We start from the raw sequence: 17,171 nt of genomic DNA, 5'->3' as shown, positions 1-17,171 counted from the left end.
ATGGCCTGGCGCAGCGGGGCGCCCTCCATCGGGCGCATCCAGTTCGGCTGCTGGTTGTGCCAGGCCAGGGTGTGGCCGCGGACCCGTTTGCCGTTCTGCACGGCCCAGTTGTAGACCCGGTCGCCGCCGCTGAAGTTGAACTGGTTCTGGTTCGGCTCGGTGGCGTCGATCTTCATCTCGTTCTCGGCCGTGATCATGTCGAACTCACGGGCGGCGATCGCGCTGTATGCCGGGTCGCCGAGCCTGCCCGACGAGATCGCGGTGCCGAAGTAGCGTCCGCTCTGCTGGGCCGCCGCACCGAGCGTGCTCGCCGCGGCGGCGGACGCGGAGGAAGCGGTGGCGGAGACCGTGCCGGTCACCGCCGTGAGCGTACCGAGCACGAGGGTGCCGAGCGCGCCGGCGATCAGGGCCCGGCGAAGACCGCCGGGGGGTCGCCTGCTACCAGGCGGGGGTACGGCTTTCGAGCCCATGACTGAGCCTCCATAACTGCATCACGGAAACGCGGAAGCGGATGATCGCGAGGGGAGATCCGCGGTGTCGACGCCGCGTTCCGTCATCGAGGAACACGCACCACCGGGGCGTCGTGGCAGACGGCCCCTGCCCGCTCACCACCGAACCTGGCATGGGGCCGTCTCGGGGACTCAGTCTGGAAACTATTGCAAAATGTGTCAAGCTCATCTGAAAAGCTTCTGGGCGACTGCGTGCCACTCATGTCGTGGACGATGTCGTGGACGCGTGCCGACCTCCCCGGGGCCGGGGAAGCCGTGCGGTTCCGCCGTCCTCGCCGAGAGGCCCGATGTGAAATTTTCATCGCACCGGCATGTCCGAGCAGGTGGGCCGGTCCCTGAGCACCAGATGAGCGGTGCCCGCCTGTCCCTCCTTCATGTACGGAATGTTTCGTACTCTTGACAGCTTCTCCTCACCTCGTGTTTGCTCCGCTCCACCACCACAATCGTTCGACGAAGAAGGAGTCACGATCGGCAAGCGAGATGTTAGCGCTCACATCTCGCGGCACCCCCCAGAAGACATGCTTGGCGACCACGAATCCCGGACGGCACCACCTCCGCGGATTCCCGCGCCTCTCACGGCCGCCGATCTCTTGACAGGAGAGTCACCCGCACGGCGAAAGCTCGGATCAGCCTGACACGTCAGGCCTCGCGGCCATCAGGTGACCGGGGACACCTGTGACGCGCTCGAGCCACCGCGCCCGACCGCCAAGCCCGACCGCCACGACCGCCGGCACCCGACATCCGCCGGCGAGTGATCCGAATACAGACCGTCAGCGCTACGCGAGCTGTCCGGCGGTAACCGCCCTCAGCCGCCGGAAAGAGGTTGAGCATGCGTGGGTGGAAACGGTGGCTCGGCACGGTGCTCCTTACCGTGACCATGGTCGCCCTGGGCGCGGTGACGCAGACGAGCGTCGCCGGCGCGGAGTCCAACGGCGGGGTGCGAGTCATGCCACTGGGCGACTCGATCACCGAGGGCACCCAGGTGCCGGGCGGATACCGCATCGGCCTGTGGCAGCGCCTGGCCGCCGGGCGGTACACGGTGGACTTCGTCGGGTCCCAGTTCAACGGGCCGGGCAACCTGGGCGACCACGACCACCAGGGGCACCCCGGCTGGCGCATCGACCAGATCGACGCGAACATCACCGGCTGGGCGCGGACCCAGAACCCGCGCACGGTGCTGCTGCACATCGGCACCAACGACATCCTGCAGAACTACAACGTGGCCGGCGCGCCTCAGCGGCTGTCCACCCTGATCGACCGCATCACGTCGACCGTGCCGGACGCGGACGTGTTCGTCGCCACCATCATCCCGCTGGCCAACGCCGGCCAGGAGAACGCCGCCCGCGCCTTCAACGCGGCCATCCCCGGCATCGTGCAGGGCAAGGTCAACAGCGGCAGGCGCGTCCACCTGGTCGACATGCACTCCAAGCTGACCACCTCCGACCTGATCGACGGCATCCACCCCACCGCCGGCGGCTACGACAAGATGGCCGCCGCCTGGTACGCGGCACTCCAGTCGGTCTCCGGCAGCATCGGCCAGCCCGGCACCGGCCCGACGCCGACGCCGACCCCGACGCCCTCGACCGCGAGCACGATCCGCGGTGTGGCCTCGGGCAGGTGCCTGGACGTCGCCAACGTCTCGCAGGCCAACGGCGCGGCGGTGCAGATCTGGGACTGCAACGGCCAGAACAACCAGCGGTGGACGCCGACCGGCGCCGGTGAGCTCCGGGTGTACGGCAACAAGTGCCTGGACGTGGCCAACATGAGCACCGCCGACGGCGCACTGGTGAACATCTGGGACTGCAACGGTCAGAACAACCAGAAATGGCGTCTCAACAGCGACGGCAGCATCACCGCCGTCGGCGCGAACAAGTGCCTGGACGCACCCAACTACTCCACCGCCAACGGCGTCAAGCTCCAGATATGGGCCTGCAACGGCGCCTCCAACCAGCGCTGGACCCGCGTCTGACGCGGGTGAGGAACACGGGGCGGTCTCGGGCGCCGGCAGGCGGGGGCAGACCTCGTAGCCGGATCCGCGCGGCCGACCGCCGTCGTACAGCTTCTCGGACGGGCGACGCCCTTCTCCCGTGAGGGCGTCGCCCGTCCGGGGAGTGACCACCCCCTACACCCGAAGGAACCACAGTGCAACCATTCTCGCCCGCCGGGGCGCTCAGACCGGTCCTGACCGGTGTCGCCGCCGCGGCGGTGGCCGCGGCGATCACCCTTGTCTCCCCGGTCGCCTCCAGCCTCGCGGCCACCCCCGCCACGCACGCGTCGTCATCCGGTGCAGGCGGGGCGGTTGCGCCGAACAAGGCGCTCGCGCTGAACATCCCGGCCTCGGACTACCAGCAGGTGCCGCTCGCGTCGGGCGGCAACGAACTGGGTGAGGCGATGTCGCTGGCCGTGCTGCCGAACCGGTCGGTCCTGCACACGGCCCGCGACGGCACGCTGCGCGTCACCGACGTCAACGGCAGCACGAAGGTGGCCGCCAGGCTCAACGTCTACACCCACGACGAGGAGGGCCTCCAGGGGGTGGCGGTCGATCCGGGCTTCGCCACGAACCGGCACGTCTGGCTGTACTACTCACCCCGGCTGAGCACGCCGACCGGCGACGCCCCGGCCACCGGCACCCAGGCGCAGTTCGACCAGTGGAAGGGCGAGTTCTACCTGTCGCGCTTCACCCTGAAGTCGGACGAGACGCTCGACACGTCCAGCGAGAAGGTGGTCCTGCGGGTCGCCAACGACCGCGGGCAGTGCTGTCACGCCGGCGGCGACCTCGACTTCGACGCCTCCGGCAACCTGTACCTGACCACCGGTGACGACACCAACCCCTTCGAGTCGGCCGGCTACTCCCCGCTGGACGAGCGGACCAACCGCAACCCGCAGTACGACGCCCAGCGCTCGGCCGGCAACACCAACGACCTGCGCGGCAAGCTCCTGCGGATCAAGCCGCAGGCCGACGGCACGTACACGATCCCCAGCGGCAACCTGTTCGCGCCGGGCACGGCGAAGACGCGGCCGGAGATCTACGCGATGGGTCTGCGCAACCCGTTCCGGATGACCGTGGACAAGGCGACCGGCGTCGTCTACCTCGGCGACTACGGGCCGGACGCGGGGTCGACCAACTCCAGCCGGGGACCCAGCGGGCAGGTGGAGTTCAACCGCATCACCGCCGCGGGCAACTACGGCTGGCCGTACTGCACGGGGAGCAACACCTCCACCGAGACCTACAACGAGTGGAACTTCTCCTCCAACAGCACCGGCTCGAAGTACAACTGCGGGGGAGGCCCGACCAACAACTCCTTCCGCAACACCGGCCTGACCACGCTGCCCCCCGCCAAGCCGGCGTGGATCAAGTACGCCGGTGACTCCGGCTCGCCGCCGGAGTTCGGCAGCGGCTCGGAGTCGCCGATGGGCGGCCCGGTCTACCGCTACGACGCCAACCTGAACTCCTCCGTCAAGTTCCCCCAGGCGCTCGACGGGCGCTTCTTCGCCGGCGAGTACGGCCGCCGCTGGATCAAGGCCATCGAGGTGAGGAGCGACGGCGGCTACGGGGAGATCTCCGCGTTCCCCTGGTCGGGCACGCAGGTGATGGACCTGGGCTTCGGCCCCGACGGGGCGCTGTACGTGCTCGACTACGGCACCGGCAGCAACAACCAGGCGCTCTACCGGATCGAGTACATCGGCAAGGCCAACCGCAACCCGATCGCCAAGGCCTCGGCCGACAAGACCTCGGGACCGGCCCCGCTGACGGTGAACTTCTCCTCGGCCGGCAGTTCCGACCCCGAGAGCGGCGCGCTGACGTACTCGTGGAACTTCGGCGACGGCACCACCTCCACCGCCGCCAACCCGAGCAAGACCTACAGCGCCAACGGCGCGTACACCGCCACGCTCACCGTCCGTGACCCGCAGGGGCTGACCGGAAGCGCGAGCGTGAGCGTGTCCGTCGGCAACACCGCCCCGAGCGTCACGCTCACCACCCCCGGCGACGGCCAGCTGTTCTCCTTCGGCGACACGGTGCCGTTCCAGGTCACCGTCAGCGACCCCGAGGACGGCACGATCGACTGCTCGAAGGTGACGGTCACCTACTCGCTCGGTCATGACAGCCACGCCCACCAGATCACCTCCAAGACCGGCTGCAGCGGCTCCATCGCGGTGCCGGTCGACGGCGAGCACGACGCCGCGGCGAACATCTACGGCGTCTTCGTGGCCTCCTACACCGACGGCGGCGGCCTGACCTCCACCAGCGGCCGGACGCTGCAGCCGCGGCACCGCCAGGGCGAGCACTTCGGCGCCCAGCAGGGCGTGCAGACGGCCGACCACACCACCGCCGAGGGCGGCAAGACCGTGGGCTTCGTCGACGACGGCGACTGGGTCTCCTTCCAGCCGTACAACCTGGGCAACGCCACGAGCGTCACCGCGCGGGTGTCCTCGGCGGGCGTGGGAGGCCGGATCGAGGTCCGGGCGGGTTCCGCCACGGGCACCCTGCTGGGGACGGTCAACGTCACGAGCACCGGTAGCTGGGAGACCTTCGCCGACGTCTCGGCGAACCTCTCCGGCGCGCCGTCCGGCGTCACGACGCTGTACCTCGTCTTCCGCGGCGCGACCGGCCAGGGCTACCTGTTCGACCTGGACGCCTTCACCTTCGGCACCGGCGCGACGCCGACGCCGACGCCGACCCCGACGCCGACCCCGACGCCTTCGGGGACCACGAGCGCGTTGCGGGGTGTGGGCTCGAACCGGTGCCTGGACGTCTCGGGCGCCTCGCAGGCCAACGGCGCCGCGGTGACCATCTGGGACTGCAACAGCGGCGCCAACCAGAAGTGGACCTCCAACTCCGCGCAGGAGCTGCGGGTCTACGGCAACAAGTGCCTGGACGTGACCGGCTCCGGAACCGCCGACGGCACCGCGGTGCAGATCTGGGACTGCAACGGCCAGAACAACCAGAAGTGGCGCCTGAACGCCGACGGCACGATCACCGCCGTCGGCGCGAACAAGTGCCTGGACGTGTCCGGCTTCGGCACGGCCAACGGCACCAAGGTGCACATCTGGACCTGCGCCGGCGGCACCAACCAGAGGTGGAACCGCGTCTGAGGTCTCCCCAGGACGCCGGCCCCATCAGGCGACCTCGACCGCACGACGAGTACTCAATCGATGTGGCGCCCGGCACGGCCCGGCTCATCGCCGGAAGGACCGCGCCGGGCGCCACGATGGAAGGACATCCATGCTTCGACACCTGACCCCCGCGGCGCTCGGGCGCATCGCGGGCGGCGGCGGGAGGGCCTCCGTGCCCCGACGCCTGTCGGTGGCCGCGGTGGCGCTCGCCGCCGCCGCCGCCACGACCATGATCCCCGCCGTCTCCGCCCAGGCCGCCGTTCCCGCCCAGGCCGCGGTCTCCGCCCAGGCCGCCGCCTTCAAGGTGCTGGTCTTCTCCAAGACGGCCGGGTTCCGGCACGACGCGATCCCCGTCGGGATCCAGACCATCCGCAACCTGGGCGCCGCGAACGACTTCACCGTGGACGCCACCGAGGACGCCGCCGCCTTCACCGCGTCCAACCTCGCCCAGTACCGGGCGGTGGTGTTCCTCAGCACCACCGGTGACGTGCTGAACGACTCCCAGCAGAGCGCCTTCCAGTCGTACGTGGACGGCGGGGGCGGCTACGTGGGGGTGCACGCGGCCTCCGACACCGAGTACAACTGGCCCTACTACGGGCAGCTGGTGGGCGCCTGGTTCAGCAGCCACCCGGCGATCCAGCAGGCCACGGTGCGCAACGAGGACCGGGCGCACGCCGCGACCTCCCATCTGGCGCCGACCTGGTCGCGGACGGACGAGTGGTACAGCTTCCGGAGCAACCCCCGCCCGAACGTGCGGGTCCTGCAGAGCCTGGACGAGAGCACCTACAGCGGCGGCGGCATGGGTGACCACCCGATCACCTGGTGCCGTCCCCAGGCCTCGGGCCGCTCGTTCTACACCGGCCTGGGGCACACCCAGGAGTCGTACGCGGACACGAACTTCCGCACCCTGCTGCTGGGCGGGATCCGGTACGCGGCCAAGGTCACCAACGCCGACTGCCGTCCGGAGACCGGGTACACACCGTTGTACAACGGGTCGACGACGGGCTGGTCGCAGGCCGGGCCCGGGTCGTTCACGAACAGCTCGGGCACGCTGACCTCCCAGGGCGGCATGGGCATGTTCTGGTACAACGCCAAGGAGTTCGGGTCGTACTCGCTCAAGCTCGACTGGAGGGTGAACGGCGACTCCAACTCGGGGGTGATCGTCGGGTTCCCGGCCACCACCGACCCGAACACCGCGCTCAACACCGGGCACGAGGTGCAGATCGACGCGACCGACAGCGCGGACAAGACGACCGGGGCGGTCTACGGGTTCAAGGCGGCGGACATCGCCGCACGGGACGCGGCGCTGAACCCGCCGGGTCAGTGGAACACCTACGAGCTGCTGGTGGAGGGTGAGCGGCTGCAGGTGTTCCTGAACGGTTCGAAGATCAACGACTTCACCAACACCGACCCGGCGCGCTCGCTGCAGCAGGGCCACATCGCGGTCCAGAACCACGGGTCCCCCGACGTGGCGGCGTTCCGCAACATCCGCATCAAGGAGCTGGGCGGCGTGACCCCGACGCCCACCCCGACGCCGACCCCGACCCCGACGCCCTCGGGCAACACGAGCGCGTTGCGGGGTGTGGGCTCGAACCGGTGCCTGGACGTCTCGGGCGCCTCGCAGGCCAACGGCGCCGCGGTGACCATCTGGGACTGCAACGGCCAGAACAACCAGAAGTGGACCTCCAACTCCGCGCAGGAGCTGCGGGTCTACGGCAACAAGTGCCTGGACGTGAGCGGCTCCGGAACCGCCAACGGCGCGGCGGTGCAGATCTGGGACTGCAACGGCCAGAACAACCAGAAGTGGCGCCTGAACGCCGACGGCACGATCACCGCCGTCGGCGCGAACAAGTGCCTGGACGTGTCCGGCTTCGGGACGGCCAACGGCAGCAAGGTGCACATCTGGACCTGCGCCGGCGGCACCAACCAGAGGTGGAACCGCGTCTGAGGTCTCCCCAGGGCGACGGTCGCACGTTCACGTCGTCCGCGTGACACGGTGTCCGGCGCGGGCCTGATCGCCCGCGCCGGACCCGGCCGTGCGGACCCGCCGGGTCGAGCGTGCCGGAAAAGTTTCATACTCATTCTGGTCGTGGGTTTCGGGGTCGCGATGCCCCGCCCACCCGCGTGGGCCGGTTCGCCGGTGCCCCGTATTTCCTGAACAGCGGTGATTCACGGGTCGCCGGTCTCGCGGTGGAACGCTCGCCGTCCCCTCTGCGTCATGTCGTCAAATGGCCGAAATAAGAACACTTGACACCGGTGTTAAGTAGGCTTATTTTCCTACGGAATCGGTTTGATGATCGCCATATGGCCGGTCCCGGTGTTCCTCACGTCACACGCCGCTCACCGGGGAGACGCGCGGTTCGGTCCTCGCGAGCCGGACGCCCGGCCGGCGGCCCGGGTGCCCGTCACGGTGAACGGCCGGTGAGGCGCGCCGGCTCAGCATGACCCCCTCATCGCCGCCAGGAGGCCCCCGTGCACGACTTCCCCCGCCGAACGGCGACGAGACCGGCCTCGGCCGGTCCCGCCGGCGCGACACCGCCCGGCGCGGCCGTCCCGTCCGACGGGCCGGCCCCGTGCTGAGAATGACCGGCATCGGCAAGAGCTTCCTGGGCGTGCGGGTCCTCGGCGGCGTCGACCTGGAGACGGCCGCCGGCGAGGTCCACGCCGTGGTGGGGGAGAACGGCGCCGGCAAGTCGACGCTCATGAAGATCCTCGCCGGCGTGCACGCCCCGGACGAGGGGACGATCGAGATCGACGGCCGCAACGTGGCGTTCGGGCACCCGGTCGAGGCGCAGCGGGCCGGGGTGGCGATCATCTACCAGGAGCTCACCCTGCTGCCGGAACGGACGGTGGCCGAGAACGTCTTCCTCGGCCGCGAGCCCGTCCGGCGCGGCCTGGTCGACCGGGGCGCGATGGAGTCGGCGACGGCCGAACTGCTGACCTCACTGGGCGAGGAGTCGTTCGGGCCGCGCGATCTCGTCCGGCGGCTCTCGGTCGCGCAGCAGCAGGTCGTCGAGATCGTGAAGGCGCTGTCGCTGAACGCCCGGATCGTGGTCATGGACGAACCCACCGCCGCCCTGGCCGACCACGAGGTGGAACTGCTCTACGCGCTGGTGCGGCGCCTGGCCGGGCGCGGCATCGCGGTCCTGTACATCTCCCACCGGCTTCGCGAGATCTTCGAGCTCGCCGACCGGATCACCGTGCTCAAGGACGGCGCCCGGGTCACCACGGCACGGGCCGCCGACCTGGACATCGCGACCGTGGTCCGCCTGATGGTCGGCCGGGAGCTCGCGTCCTACTACCCGCCCCGGGCGGCCGACCCGCCCGGGCAGGTCATGCTGAGCGTGCGCGGCGGCGCCAACACCGCCCTGCGCGACGTCGACCTCGACCTGCGGGCGGGGGAGATCACGGGGGTGGCCGGGCTGCAGGGCTCGGGCCGCAGCGAGCTGGTCAAGGCGCTGTTCGGCGCCGAGCCCTTCACCCGCGGTGAGATGACCCCCTGCCGTCCCCGGTCGGTGCGCGAGGCCATCAACGCGGGGATCGGCCTGGTCACCGAGGACCGGAAGGCGGAGGGACTGCTGCCGCGCCAGCGGGTGCGCGACAACGTCCTGCTTGTCGCCCGCGCCGTCCGGGGACGCCGCTCCGGGACCGAGCGGCTGCTGGAGCGCGTACGGCTCGATCCCTCGCACCTGACCCGGGAGGTGCGGCTGCTGTCCGGCGGCAACCAGCAGAAGGTCGTGCTGGCCAGGTGGATGACGGTCGCGCCGCGCGTCCTGCTGCTCGACGAACCCACCCGCGGCGTCGACGTCGGCGCCAAGGCCGCCATCCACGAGCTGATCCGCGAACTCGCCCGTGACGGCACGGCCATCCTCATGATCTCCTCCGAGCTGCCCGAGCTCATCGGCATGAGCGACCGCATCGTGGTGCTGCGGGAGGGCCGCGTCGCCGGGGAACTGCCCGCCGGCTCCAGCGAGGAGGCCGTGATGGCCGTGGCGGCCGCCTCATGACCCGGCAACTGGAACTGCGGCGCGTCGCGGCCCCGGGTTCGCTCCTGCGGCGGATGTCGGCCGACCGCCCCGCCCGCCCCGTCTACGTCGCGCTGGTCCTGCTCGTCGGGCTGGGCTGGCTGCTGTTCGCCCTGGACGGCGGATCGTTCCTCGGCCTGGAGAACGTCGTCGGCATCCAGCAGCGCTCGGCCGCGCTCGGCATCGTCGCGGTCGGGCAGACCCTGGTGATCCTGGCCGGGAGCCTGGACCTCTCGGTGGCGTACCTGATCAGCCTGACCTCGCTGGTCGCGGCCGAGGTCATGGCGGGCGCCGGCGCGAACGTGCCGGCCGCGATCGCCGCGGTGCTGGCGGTCAGCGCGCTGGCCGGGCTGGCCAACGGCCTGATCGTCACCCGGCTCCGGGTGCACGCCTTCATCGCCACGCTCGGGGTCGCGCTGATCCTCAAGGGCGTGCTGGACCATCGCTACGACGGGCCGGCCGGCAGCGTGCCGGAGTCCTTCCGGCATCTGGGCTACGACCGCATCGGACCGGTGCCGGTGTCGGCGCTGCTGTGGGCCGCGGTGGCGGTCTGCGCGTGGCTGCTGCTCAGCCGCACCCGGCTGGGATACCGGATCCACGCGGTGGGCGGGGACGCCGAGGTCGCGCGGTTGTCGGGGATCCGCACCGGACGGGTCGTGATCGCCGCCCACGTGCTCTGCTCGCTCTGCGCCGGGATCGCCGGGCTGCTGCTGGCCTCCCGGCTCGGGGCCGGCGCGCCGACGGTCGGCACCGACGGCGGCTACGACCTGGAGTCGATCGCCGCGGTGGTCCTCGGCGGGACCGCCCTCGCCGGCGGCCGCGGCGGGGTCGCCGGGACCGTGGGCGGCGTCCTGCTCCTGGCCGTCCTCGACAGCCTCTTCAACCAGCTGGAGATCGACTCCTTCGCCAAGGACGTCGTGCGCGGCGTGGTCCTGATCGCCGCCCTGGCGATCTACGCCCGAAGGAGGCGGACCGCATGAGGCGCGCCCTGCCCATCCTCGTGGTGCTGGCCGGCCTGCTGGTGGCGATCGCGGCCGTCAACCCCCTCTTCCTGGAGCCGCCCACCTTCCTGGCCTTCGTCAAACGGGCCGCGCCGCTGGTGATCCTCGCGGCCGGGCAGTACTTCGTCATCGTGTCCGGCGAGTTCGACCTGTCGGTCGGCTCGCTCGTCACCGCCGAGGTGGTGATCGCCGCCCGGCTCATCGACGGCTCGCCGGAGGCCACCTGGCCCGTGCTGGCCCTGCTGATCGTCATCGGGCCGCTCGTCGGGCTGGTCAACGGGGTCGTCACCACCCTGCTGCGCGTCCCGTCCTTCATCACCACGCTCGGCATGCTGCTGATCCTGGCGGGCGCGGTCTTCCTGTGGACCGGCGGCGCGCCCCGCGGAGCCCTGTCCGAGCAGTTCCGCGAGCTGGGACGGGGGAGCGCGGGACCGGTGCCCTGGTCGGTCCTGATCCTCCTCGCGCTCGCGGGCCTCGCCGTCGCCGTCATGCGCTCCGGGTTCGGCCACACGCTCGTCGCGACCGGTGACAACGACCGGGCCGCGGCCCTGTCCGGGGTCCGCGTCGCCCGGACGCGCACCGTGGCGTTCATGATCTCCGGGCTGTCGGCGGCGGTCGCCGCCGTCCTGCTCGGCGGCTTCGCCGGCGTCTCCGCCCAGGTCGGCCAAGGCCTGGAGTTCCAGGCCATCACCGCGGTCGTGCTCGGCGGAGTGGCCCTCGGGGGCGGCCGCGGTTCCGTGGTCGCCGCGATGGCCGGCGCCCTCACCCTGGAGGCCCTGTTCACCCTTCTCAACCTGCACGGCGTCTCGGGGGCCCTGGAGCCCGCCGTGCAGGGCGTGATCATCATAGGCGCGGTGGCGCTCGGAGCCGTCAGGCTCCCGCGCAGGACGACCGCGTCAGCCACCTGAAAGGACCACAATGCGCACACCCTCGCGGCGACTCCTCGCCGTCGCCGCGCTCATCGCGCTGACGCTTCCGGCGGCCGCGTGCACCAGCGACACGCCGGTGCCCGCCGTCACCGCCGCCACGTCCTCCTCCTCCTCCGGCGCCGCCGCGCCGGACAAGGGCACCGGGGCGCAGTCGAAGTTCTTCGTCCAGGCCGACCACGACGCCCAGATGGCGATGCGCAAGGCGCAGCCGACCGGCCCGGCGGACAAGCCCTGGGAGCAGAGCATCGCCCCCGAGCTCGCCGACACCGCCGCGTACAAGAAGGCGGGCCCGTACCACCTGTGCTTCTCCAACGCCGCGGTCAACAACCCCTGGCGGCAGGTGGGCTGGAAGACCATGCAGGCCGAGGTCGCGCTGCACAAGGAGATCGAGCGCTTCACCGCCCTGGACGCCGAGGGCAAGGACGACAAGCAGATCTCCGACATCGCCGAGTTGCAGGGCAAGGGGTGCGACGCGCTGATCGTCTCGCCCAACACCACGGCCACGCTGACCCCCGCGGTGTCCGGGGCCTGCCCCACGGTGCCGGTCATCGTGTTCGACCGCGGGGTCCAGACCGACTGCCCGGTCACCTTCATCAAGCCGATCGGCGGGTACGCCTTCGGCGCCGAGGCGGCCGAGTTCCTCGTCGGCAAGGTGCCCTCCGGCGGGAAGATCCTGGCGCTGCGCATCCTGCCCGGCGTGGACGTGCTGGAGACCCGGTGGTCGGCCGCGAAGGTCGCCTTCGACAAGAGCGACCTGCAGGTCGTCGGCGTCGAGTTCACCGACGGCGACGCCGCCAAGACCAAGAGCATCGTCAGCGACTACATCCAGCGCCACGGCAAGATCGACGGTGTCTGGATGGACGCGGGCGCCACCGCCGTCGCGGCCGTCGAGGCCTTCGAGGACGCCGGCCAGCCCGTGCCGCCGATCAACGGCGAGGACCAGCAGGACTTCCTGAAGAAGTGGAGCGACGCCAAGCTCACCGCGATCGCCCCGACCTACCCGACCTACCAGTGGCGCACCCCCGTGATCGCGGCGCTCAAGATCCTCAAGGGCGAGCAGGTGCCGAAGGTGTGGAACCTCCCCCAGCCGACGATCACCCAGGAGGACCTCGCCTCCCGTCTCAAGCCCGGCATGCCGCCGCTGCACTACGCCCTGTGCGGGTGCGAGGACCTGCCCGGCTACCCGGAGAAGTGGGGCGGCACGTCGTGATCGGCGTCAACACCTGGGTCTGGGTCTCGCCGCTCACCGACGAGGCGCTGGCCGCCCTCGCGCCGCGGATCGCGCGATGGGGGTTCGACGTCGTCGAGCTGCCGGTCGAGCACCCGGGCGACTGGGACCCGGGCAAGGCCGCGGCCCTGCTGGGTGAGCTGGGACTGCGGGCGTCGGTCGTGCTCACGATGCCGCCCGGACGTGAGCTCGTCGCCGCCTCGCCGGAGACGATCCGGGACACCCAGGACTACCTGCGCCACTGCGTGGACGTCGCGGTGACCGTCGGCGCGCCCGCGGTCTGCGGGCCCGCCTACGCCTCCGTCGGCAGGACGTGGCCGATGAGCCCGCAGGAGCGGCGCGCGCTGTACGCCGAACTGCGGGAGAACCTGAGACCGGTCCTCGACCACGCGGCCGGACGCGGCGTCCGGATCGGCGTCGAACCGCTCAACCGGTACGAGACCAGCCTCATCAACACCGTCGAGCAGGCGCTGGAGGCCCTCCCCGAGGACTGCGGGATCGCCCTGGACACCTACCACATGAACATCGAGGAGAAGGACCCCCTCCGGGCCGTCCGGCTCGCGGGCGCGAGGATCGCGCACGTGCAGGCGTGCGGAACCGATCGCGGCGCCCCCGGCGGCGACCGCTTCGACTGGCCCGGCTTCGTGACCGTCCTGCGCGGCGTGGGCTACGGCGGCCCGCTGGTGATCGAGTCCTTCACCGCCGGCAACGCCGTCATCGCCACCGCCGCGTCCATCTGGCGTCCCCTGGCCCCCAGCCAGGACGCCCTCGCCACAGAAGGGCTGGCCTTCCTGCGCACTCTCACCGCCTGACCGCACCCCCTCTTCCAGGAGACCCCCCATGCGAAGATCACACCTGCTCCCGGCCCTGGCCTCGGCCCTGCTGGGACTGTTCCTGTTCGTGGTGCCACCGGTGGCGAACGCCGCCGCGCCCCAGTTCAAGGTCCTGCTGTTCTCCGAGACCGCCAGCGGCGCCTACCGGCACGACGCCATCCCGGCCGGCATCGCGATGTTCCAGCAACTGGCGGCCGACAACAACTTCCAGGTCGACCTCAGCGAGAACTCGTCCGTCTTCACGTCGGCGACGTTCAACACCTACGACGCGGTCGTCATGTTCCAGACCAGCGGCATGATCTGGGACAACGACGCCCAGCGTCAGGCGTTCCAGTCCTACGTGCGCAGCGGGCGCGGCGTCGTGGCGATCCACAACGCCACCGACATGAACATCGAGGCGCAGTTCCCCTGGTGGGACCAGGTCGTGATGGCCGGGGCGCACATGACCGCGCACTCGGCGACCGTGCAGGGCACCGCCAAGGTGGCCGACAAGGTGCACCCCTCCACCGTGGGACTGCCCGACCGGTGGACGCGCACCGAGGAGTGGTACAACTTCGACAAGAACATGCGCGGCTCGGTGCACGTGCTCGTCACGGCCGACGAGACCACCTACGACGCCGGGCCGAACAAGATGGGTGCCGACCACCCGATCTCCTGGTGCCACAACCCCGAGGGCGGCCGGGTGTGGGCCACCGCCATGGGCCACCAGGCGTCCTCCTACTCCGAGGCCTCCTTCAAGCAGCACCTGCTGGGCGGGGTGAAGTGGGCGGCGGGCGCGGCGCCGGGCGACTGCGGCGGCACGGTCGCGGCCCGGTTCCAGAAGGTCACCCTCGACGGCGCGCCCGACCAGCCGATGGAGCTGGACGTGGCCGCCGACGGCAGGGTCTTCTACATCTCCCGCTCGGGCAAGGTCAACCTGATCCCCGCCGGCGGCGGCGGCACGCGCGTCATCGGAACCCTGCCGGTGTACGACGGCGGTGAGGACGGCGGCGTCGGCCTGGCCCTGGACCCGAACTTCGCGGCCAACGGCTGGATCTACCTCAACTACTCGCCCTCGGGCGGCGGCGAGGTGAACCGCGTGTCGCGCTTCACCTTCAACGGCACCAGCCTCGACATGTCCAGCGAGAAGAAGCTCATCGAGGTTCCGGCCTACCGGAACGTGGACGAGCCCGGCCACACCGGTGGCTACCTGGCCTTCGGCCCGAACGGCAACCTGTACATCGGCCCCGGTGACGACACCAACCCCAACGGGTCCAGCGGTTACGCGCCGATCGACGAGCGTCAGGGCCGGGAGCACTTCGACGCCCAGCGGTCCTCGGCCAACACCAACGACCTGCGCGGCAAGATCCTGCGCATCCACCCCGAGGCCGACGGGACCTACACCGTTCCCTCCGGCAACCTGTTCGCGCCGGGTACCGCCAAGACGCGGCCGGAGATCTACGCGATGGGCTTCCGCAACCCGTTCCGGTTCTCGGTCGACAAGAACACCGGCTGGATCTCGGTGGGCGACTACGGCCCGGACGCGGGCAGCGCCAACGCCAACCGGGGCCCCGAGGGCACGGTCGAGTGGAACCTGATCAAGCAGCCCGGCAACTACGGCTGGCCGTACTGCGTCGGCAACAACATCCCGTTCAACGACTTCAACTTCGCCACCAACACCTCGGGGGCGAAGTTCAACTGCTCGGCGCCGGTCAACAACTCGCCCAACAACACCGGCCTGACCACCCTGCCCCCGGCCCAGCCCGCGAACGTCTGGTACAACTACCACGTCTCGGCCCAGTTCCCCGAGATCAAGTGCTGCGGCGGCGCCGCAGCGATGGGCGGCCCGTTCTACCGCTACAACGCGGCCAGCACCTCCGACCGCAAGTTCCCCCAGTACTTCGACGGCACGCCGTTCTTCTACGACTGGAGCCGCAACTTCGTCAACGAGTTTCGCCTGGACGCCTCCGGCGGCCTCCTGAAGATCAACCCCTTCGTGGCGCAGATCACGCCGCGCGCGCCGATCGACATGAAGTTCGGCCCGGACGGCGCCCTCTACATGGCCGACTGGGGCAACGGCTTCGGCCACGCCAACACCGACGACTCCATCTACCGGATCGACTACGTGGTCGGCAACCGCGCCCCCGTGGCCAAGATCATCGCCAACCCCGACTCGGGCGCGGCACCGCTCACGGTGGCGTTCTCCTCCGCCGGCTCGGCCGACCCCGACGGTGAGGCGATCACCTACGCCTGGGACTTCGGCGACGGCGGGACCTCCACCGCGGCCAACCCGTCCCACACCTACACCGCCAACGGCACCTACACCGCCAGGCTGACGGTCCGGGACTCGAGCGGGAAGACGGCGAGCGTCACGGCGACCGTCGTCGTCGGCAACACCCGTCCCCAGGTCGTCTTCTCCGCCCCGCCCGACGGCGGGTTCATCGCCTTCGGCGACCGGGTCGCCTACACGGTGAACGTCACCGACCCCGAGGACGGCACCGTCGACTGCACCAAGGTCAACGTGATCACCGCGCTGGGCCACGACCAGCACGCCCACGACACCGGTCAGTACACCGGGTGTTCCGGGACGGTCACGACCACCGCCTCCGGCCACGACGAGGCGTCCAACGTCTACTACGTGCTGGCCGCCGACTACACCGACTCGACGGGCCTGAAGGGCAACGCGGGGATCACCCTGAACCCCAAGCACAAGCAGGCCGAGCACTTCTCCGGCTCCTCCGGGGTCCGGGCCGTCGACGAGGCGGGAGCCGAGGGCGGCAGGCGCATCGGCGACGTCTCCAACAACGACTGGGTCTCCTTCACGCCGGTCAACCTGTCCGGGATCGACTCGGTGTCGTTCCGGGTCTCGGCGCCGTCCAGCACGGGAGGGTCCATCGAGCTGCGCGCGGGCTCGCCGACCGGGACGCTCGTCGCCTCCGCCGCCGTGACGGCGACCGGGGGATGGAACACCTACGCGTCCCTGCCCGCGGCGCGGGTCACCGACCCCGGTGGCACGCGCGTCCTCTACGTGGTGTTCAAGGCGCCGACGGCCAACGCGTTCGACGTCGACTCCATCACCTTCAACGGCAGGGGCGTCGCGCAGGGAGGCGGTGACCCGACGCCCACGCCCACCCCGACGCCCACCCCGACGCCCACCCCGACGCCTTCGGGGAACGCGCTGAAGGGAGTGGCCTCGGGCCGGTGCCTGGACGTCAACGGCGCCTCCCAGACCAACGGCGCCGCCGTGAACATCTGGGACTGCAACGGCCGGGTCAACCAGCAGTGGACCTCCACCTCCGCGCAGGAGCTGCGGGTCTACGGCAACAAGTGCCTGGACGTGACCGGCGCCGGCACGGCCGACGGCACCGCCGTGGTCATCTGGGACTGCAACGGCGGCAACAACCAGAAGTGGCGCCTGAACACCGACGGCAGCGTCACCGCCGTCGGCGCGAACAAGTGCCTGGACGTCACCAGCGCCGGTACCGCCAACGGCACCAGGGTGAACATCTGGACCTGCAACGGCGGCAACAACCAGAAGTGGACCCGGTGATG

At 70.7% G+C, this 17,171-nt stretch carries 10 protein-coding genes; 9 read left to right on the top strand and 1 reads right to left on the bottom strand.

All coding sequences use genetic code 11. The features are described from left to right. On the bottom strand, positions 1–470 hold a 470-nt coding region (locus tag ACLQ2R_RS27775), incomplete at its 3' end, for an endo-1,4-beta-xylanase (protein ID WP_425963640.1). An 868-nt stretch (positions 471–1,338) separates the two neighbouring features. On the opposite strand from ACLQ2R_RS27775, the gene ACLQ2R_RS27770 reads away from it, so the two are divergent. The 9 genes from ACLQ2R_RS27770 (at position 1,339) to ACLQ2R_RS27730 (ending at position 17,169) form a co-directional block, all read left to right on the top strand. Further along, positions 1,339–2,478, top strand: coding sequence for a lectin (locus ACLQ2R_RS27770; RefSeq protein ID WP_425963638.1), 1,140 nt, complete (start codon positions 1,339–1,341; stop codon positions 2,476–2,478). Between the two features lie 173 nt (positions 2,479–2,651). Beyond that, the gene (locus ACLQ2R_RS27765) at positions 2,652–5,603 is read left to right on the top strand and encodes a PQQ-dependent sugar dehydrogenase (RefSeq protein ID WP_425963637.1); all 2,952 of its coding nucleotides are present in this window, start codon (positions 2,652–2,654) and stop codon (positions 5,601–5,603) included. Between the two features lie 130 nt (positions 5,604–5,733). Beyond that, positions 5,734–7,572: a ThuA domain-containing protein gene (locus ACLQ2R_RS27760; protein ID WP_425963635.1), complete on the top strand. Its 1,839-nt coding sequence runs from the start codon at positions 5,734–5,736 to the stop codon at positions 7,570–7,572. A 634-nt stretch (positions 7,573–8,206) separates the two neighbouring features. Continuing rightward, positions 8,207–9,631, top strand: a complete 1,425-nt coding sequence (locus ACLQ2R_RS27755) for a sugar ABC transporter ATP-binding protein (protein ID WP_425963649.1) — start codon at positions 8,207–8,209, stop codon at positions 9,629–9,631. After that, positions 9,628–10,629 (top strand): ABC transporter permease, encoded by a 1,002-nt coding sequence (locus ACLQ2R_RS27750; RefSeq protein WP_425963633.1) that lies wholly within the window; start codon positions 9,628–9,630, stop codon positions 10,627–10,629. Before ACLQ2R_RS27755 ends, ACLQ2R_RS27750 begins: the two co-directional genes overlap by 4 nt. Next, on the top strand, positions 10,626–11,558 hold the full coding sequence (locus ACLQ2R_RS27745) for an ABC transporter permease (RefSeq protein WP_425963631.1): 933 nt from the start codon (positions 10,626–10,628) through the stop codon (positions 11,556–11,558). The genes ACLQ2R_RS27750 and ACLQ2R_RS27745 overlap by 4 nt, the downstream gene beginning before the upstream one ends. 10 nt (positions 11,559–11,568) lie before the next feature. Continuing rightward, positions 11,569–12,789 (top strand): substrate-binding domain-containing protein, encoded by a 1,221-nt coding sequence (locus ACLQ2R_RS27740; protein WP_425963630.1) that lies wholly within the window; start codon positions 11,569–11,571, stop codon positions 12,787–12,789. Further along, positions 12,786–13,619 carry a sugar phosphate isomerase/epimerase family protein gene (locus tag ACLQ2R_RS27735; RefSeq protein ID WP_425963629.1) on the top strand — a complete coding sequence of 278 codons (834 nt, stop codon included), beginning with the start codon at positions 12,786–12,788 and terminating at the stop codon, positions 13,617–13,619. The genes ACLQ2R_RS27740 and ACLQ2R_RS27735 overlap by 4 nt, the downstream gene beginning before the upstream one ends. 28 nt (positions 13,620–13,647) lie before the next feature. Beyond that, positions 13,648–17,169, top strand: a complete 3,522-nt coding sequence (locus ACLQ2R_RS27730) for a ThuA domain-containing protein (protein WP_425963627.1) — start codon at positions 13,648–13,650, stop codon at positions 17,167–17,169. Positions 17,170–17,171: the final 2 nt, after the last annotated feature.

This window comes from Streptosporangium sp. DT93 (assembly GCF_049844535.1).
Taxonomy (GTDB): Bacteria; Actinomycetota; Actinomycetes; order Streptosporangiales; family Streptosporangiaceae; genus Streptosporangium.
This window is presented reverse-complemented; position numbering and strand designations above follow the sequence as displayed.

What these genes read in the sequence shown, in the direction of transcription:
- ACLQ2R_RS27770 (WP_425963638.1), top strand. Translation starts at nt 1,339, where the DNA reads ATGCGTGGGTGGAAACGGTGGCTCGGCACGGTGCTCCTTACCGTGACC.
- ACLQ2R_RS27760 (WP_425963635.1), top strand. Translation starts at nt 5,734, where the DNA reads ATGCTTCGACACCTGACCCCCGCGGCGCTCGGGCGCATCGCGGGCGGC.
- ACLQ2R_RS27755 (WP_425963649.1), top strand. Translation starts at nt 8,207, where the DNA reads ATGACCGGCATCGGCAAGAGCTTCCTGGGCGTGCGGGTCCTCGGCGGC.
- ACLQ2R_RS27750 (WP_425963633.1), top strand. Translation starts at nt 9,628, where the DNA reads ATGACCCGGCAACTGGAACTGCGGCGCGTCGCGGCCCCGGGTTCGCTC.
- ACLQ2R_RS27745 (WP_425963631.1), top strand. Translation starts at nt 10,626, where the DNA reads ATGAGGCGCGCCCTGCCCATCCTCGTGGTGCTGGCCGGCCTGCTGGTG.
- ACLQ2R_RS27740 (WP_425963630.1), top strand. Translation starts at nt 11,569, where the DNA reads ATGCGCACACCCTCGCGGCGACTCCTCGCCGTCGCCGCGCTCATCGCG.
- ACLQ2R_RS27730 (WP_425963627.1), top strand. Translation starts at nt 13,648, where the DNA reads ATGCGAAGATCACACCTGCTCCCGGCCCTGGCCTCGGCCCTGCTGGGA.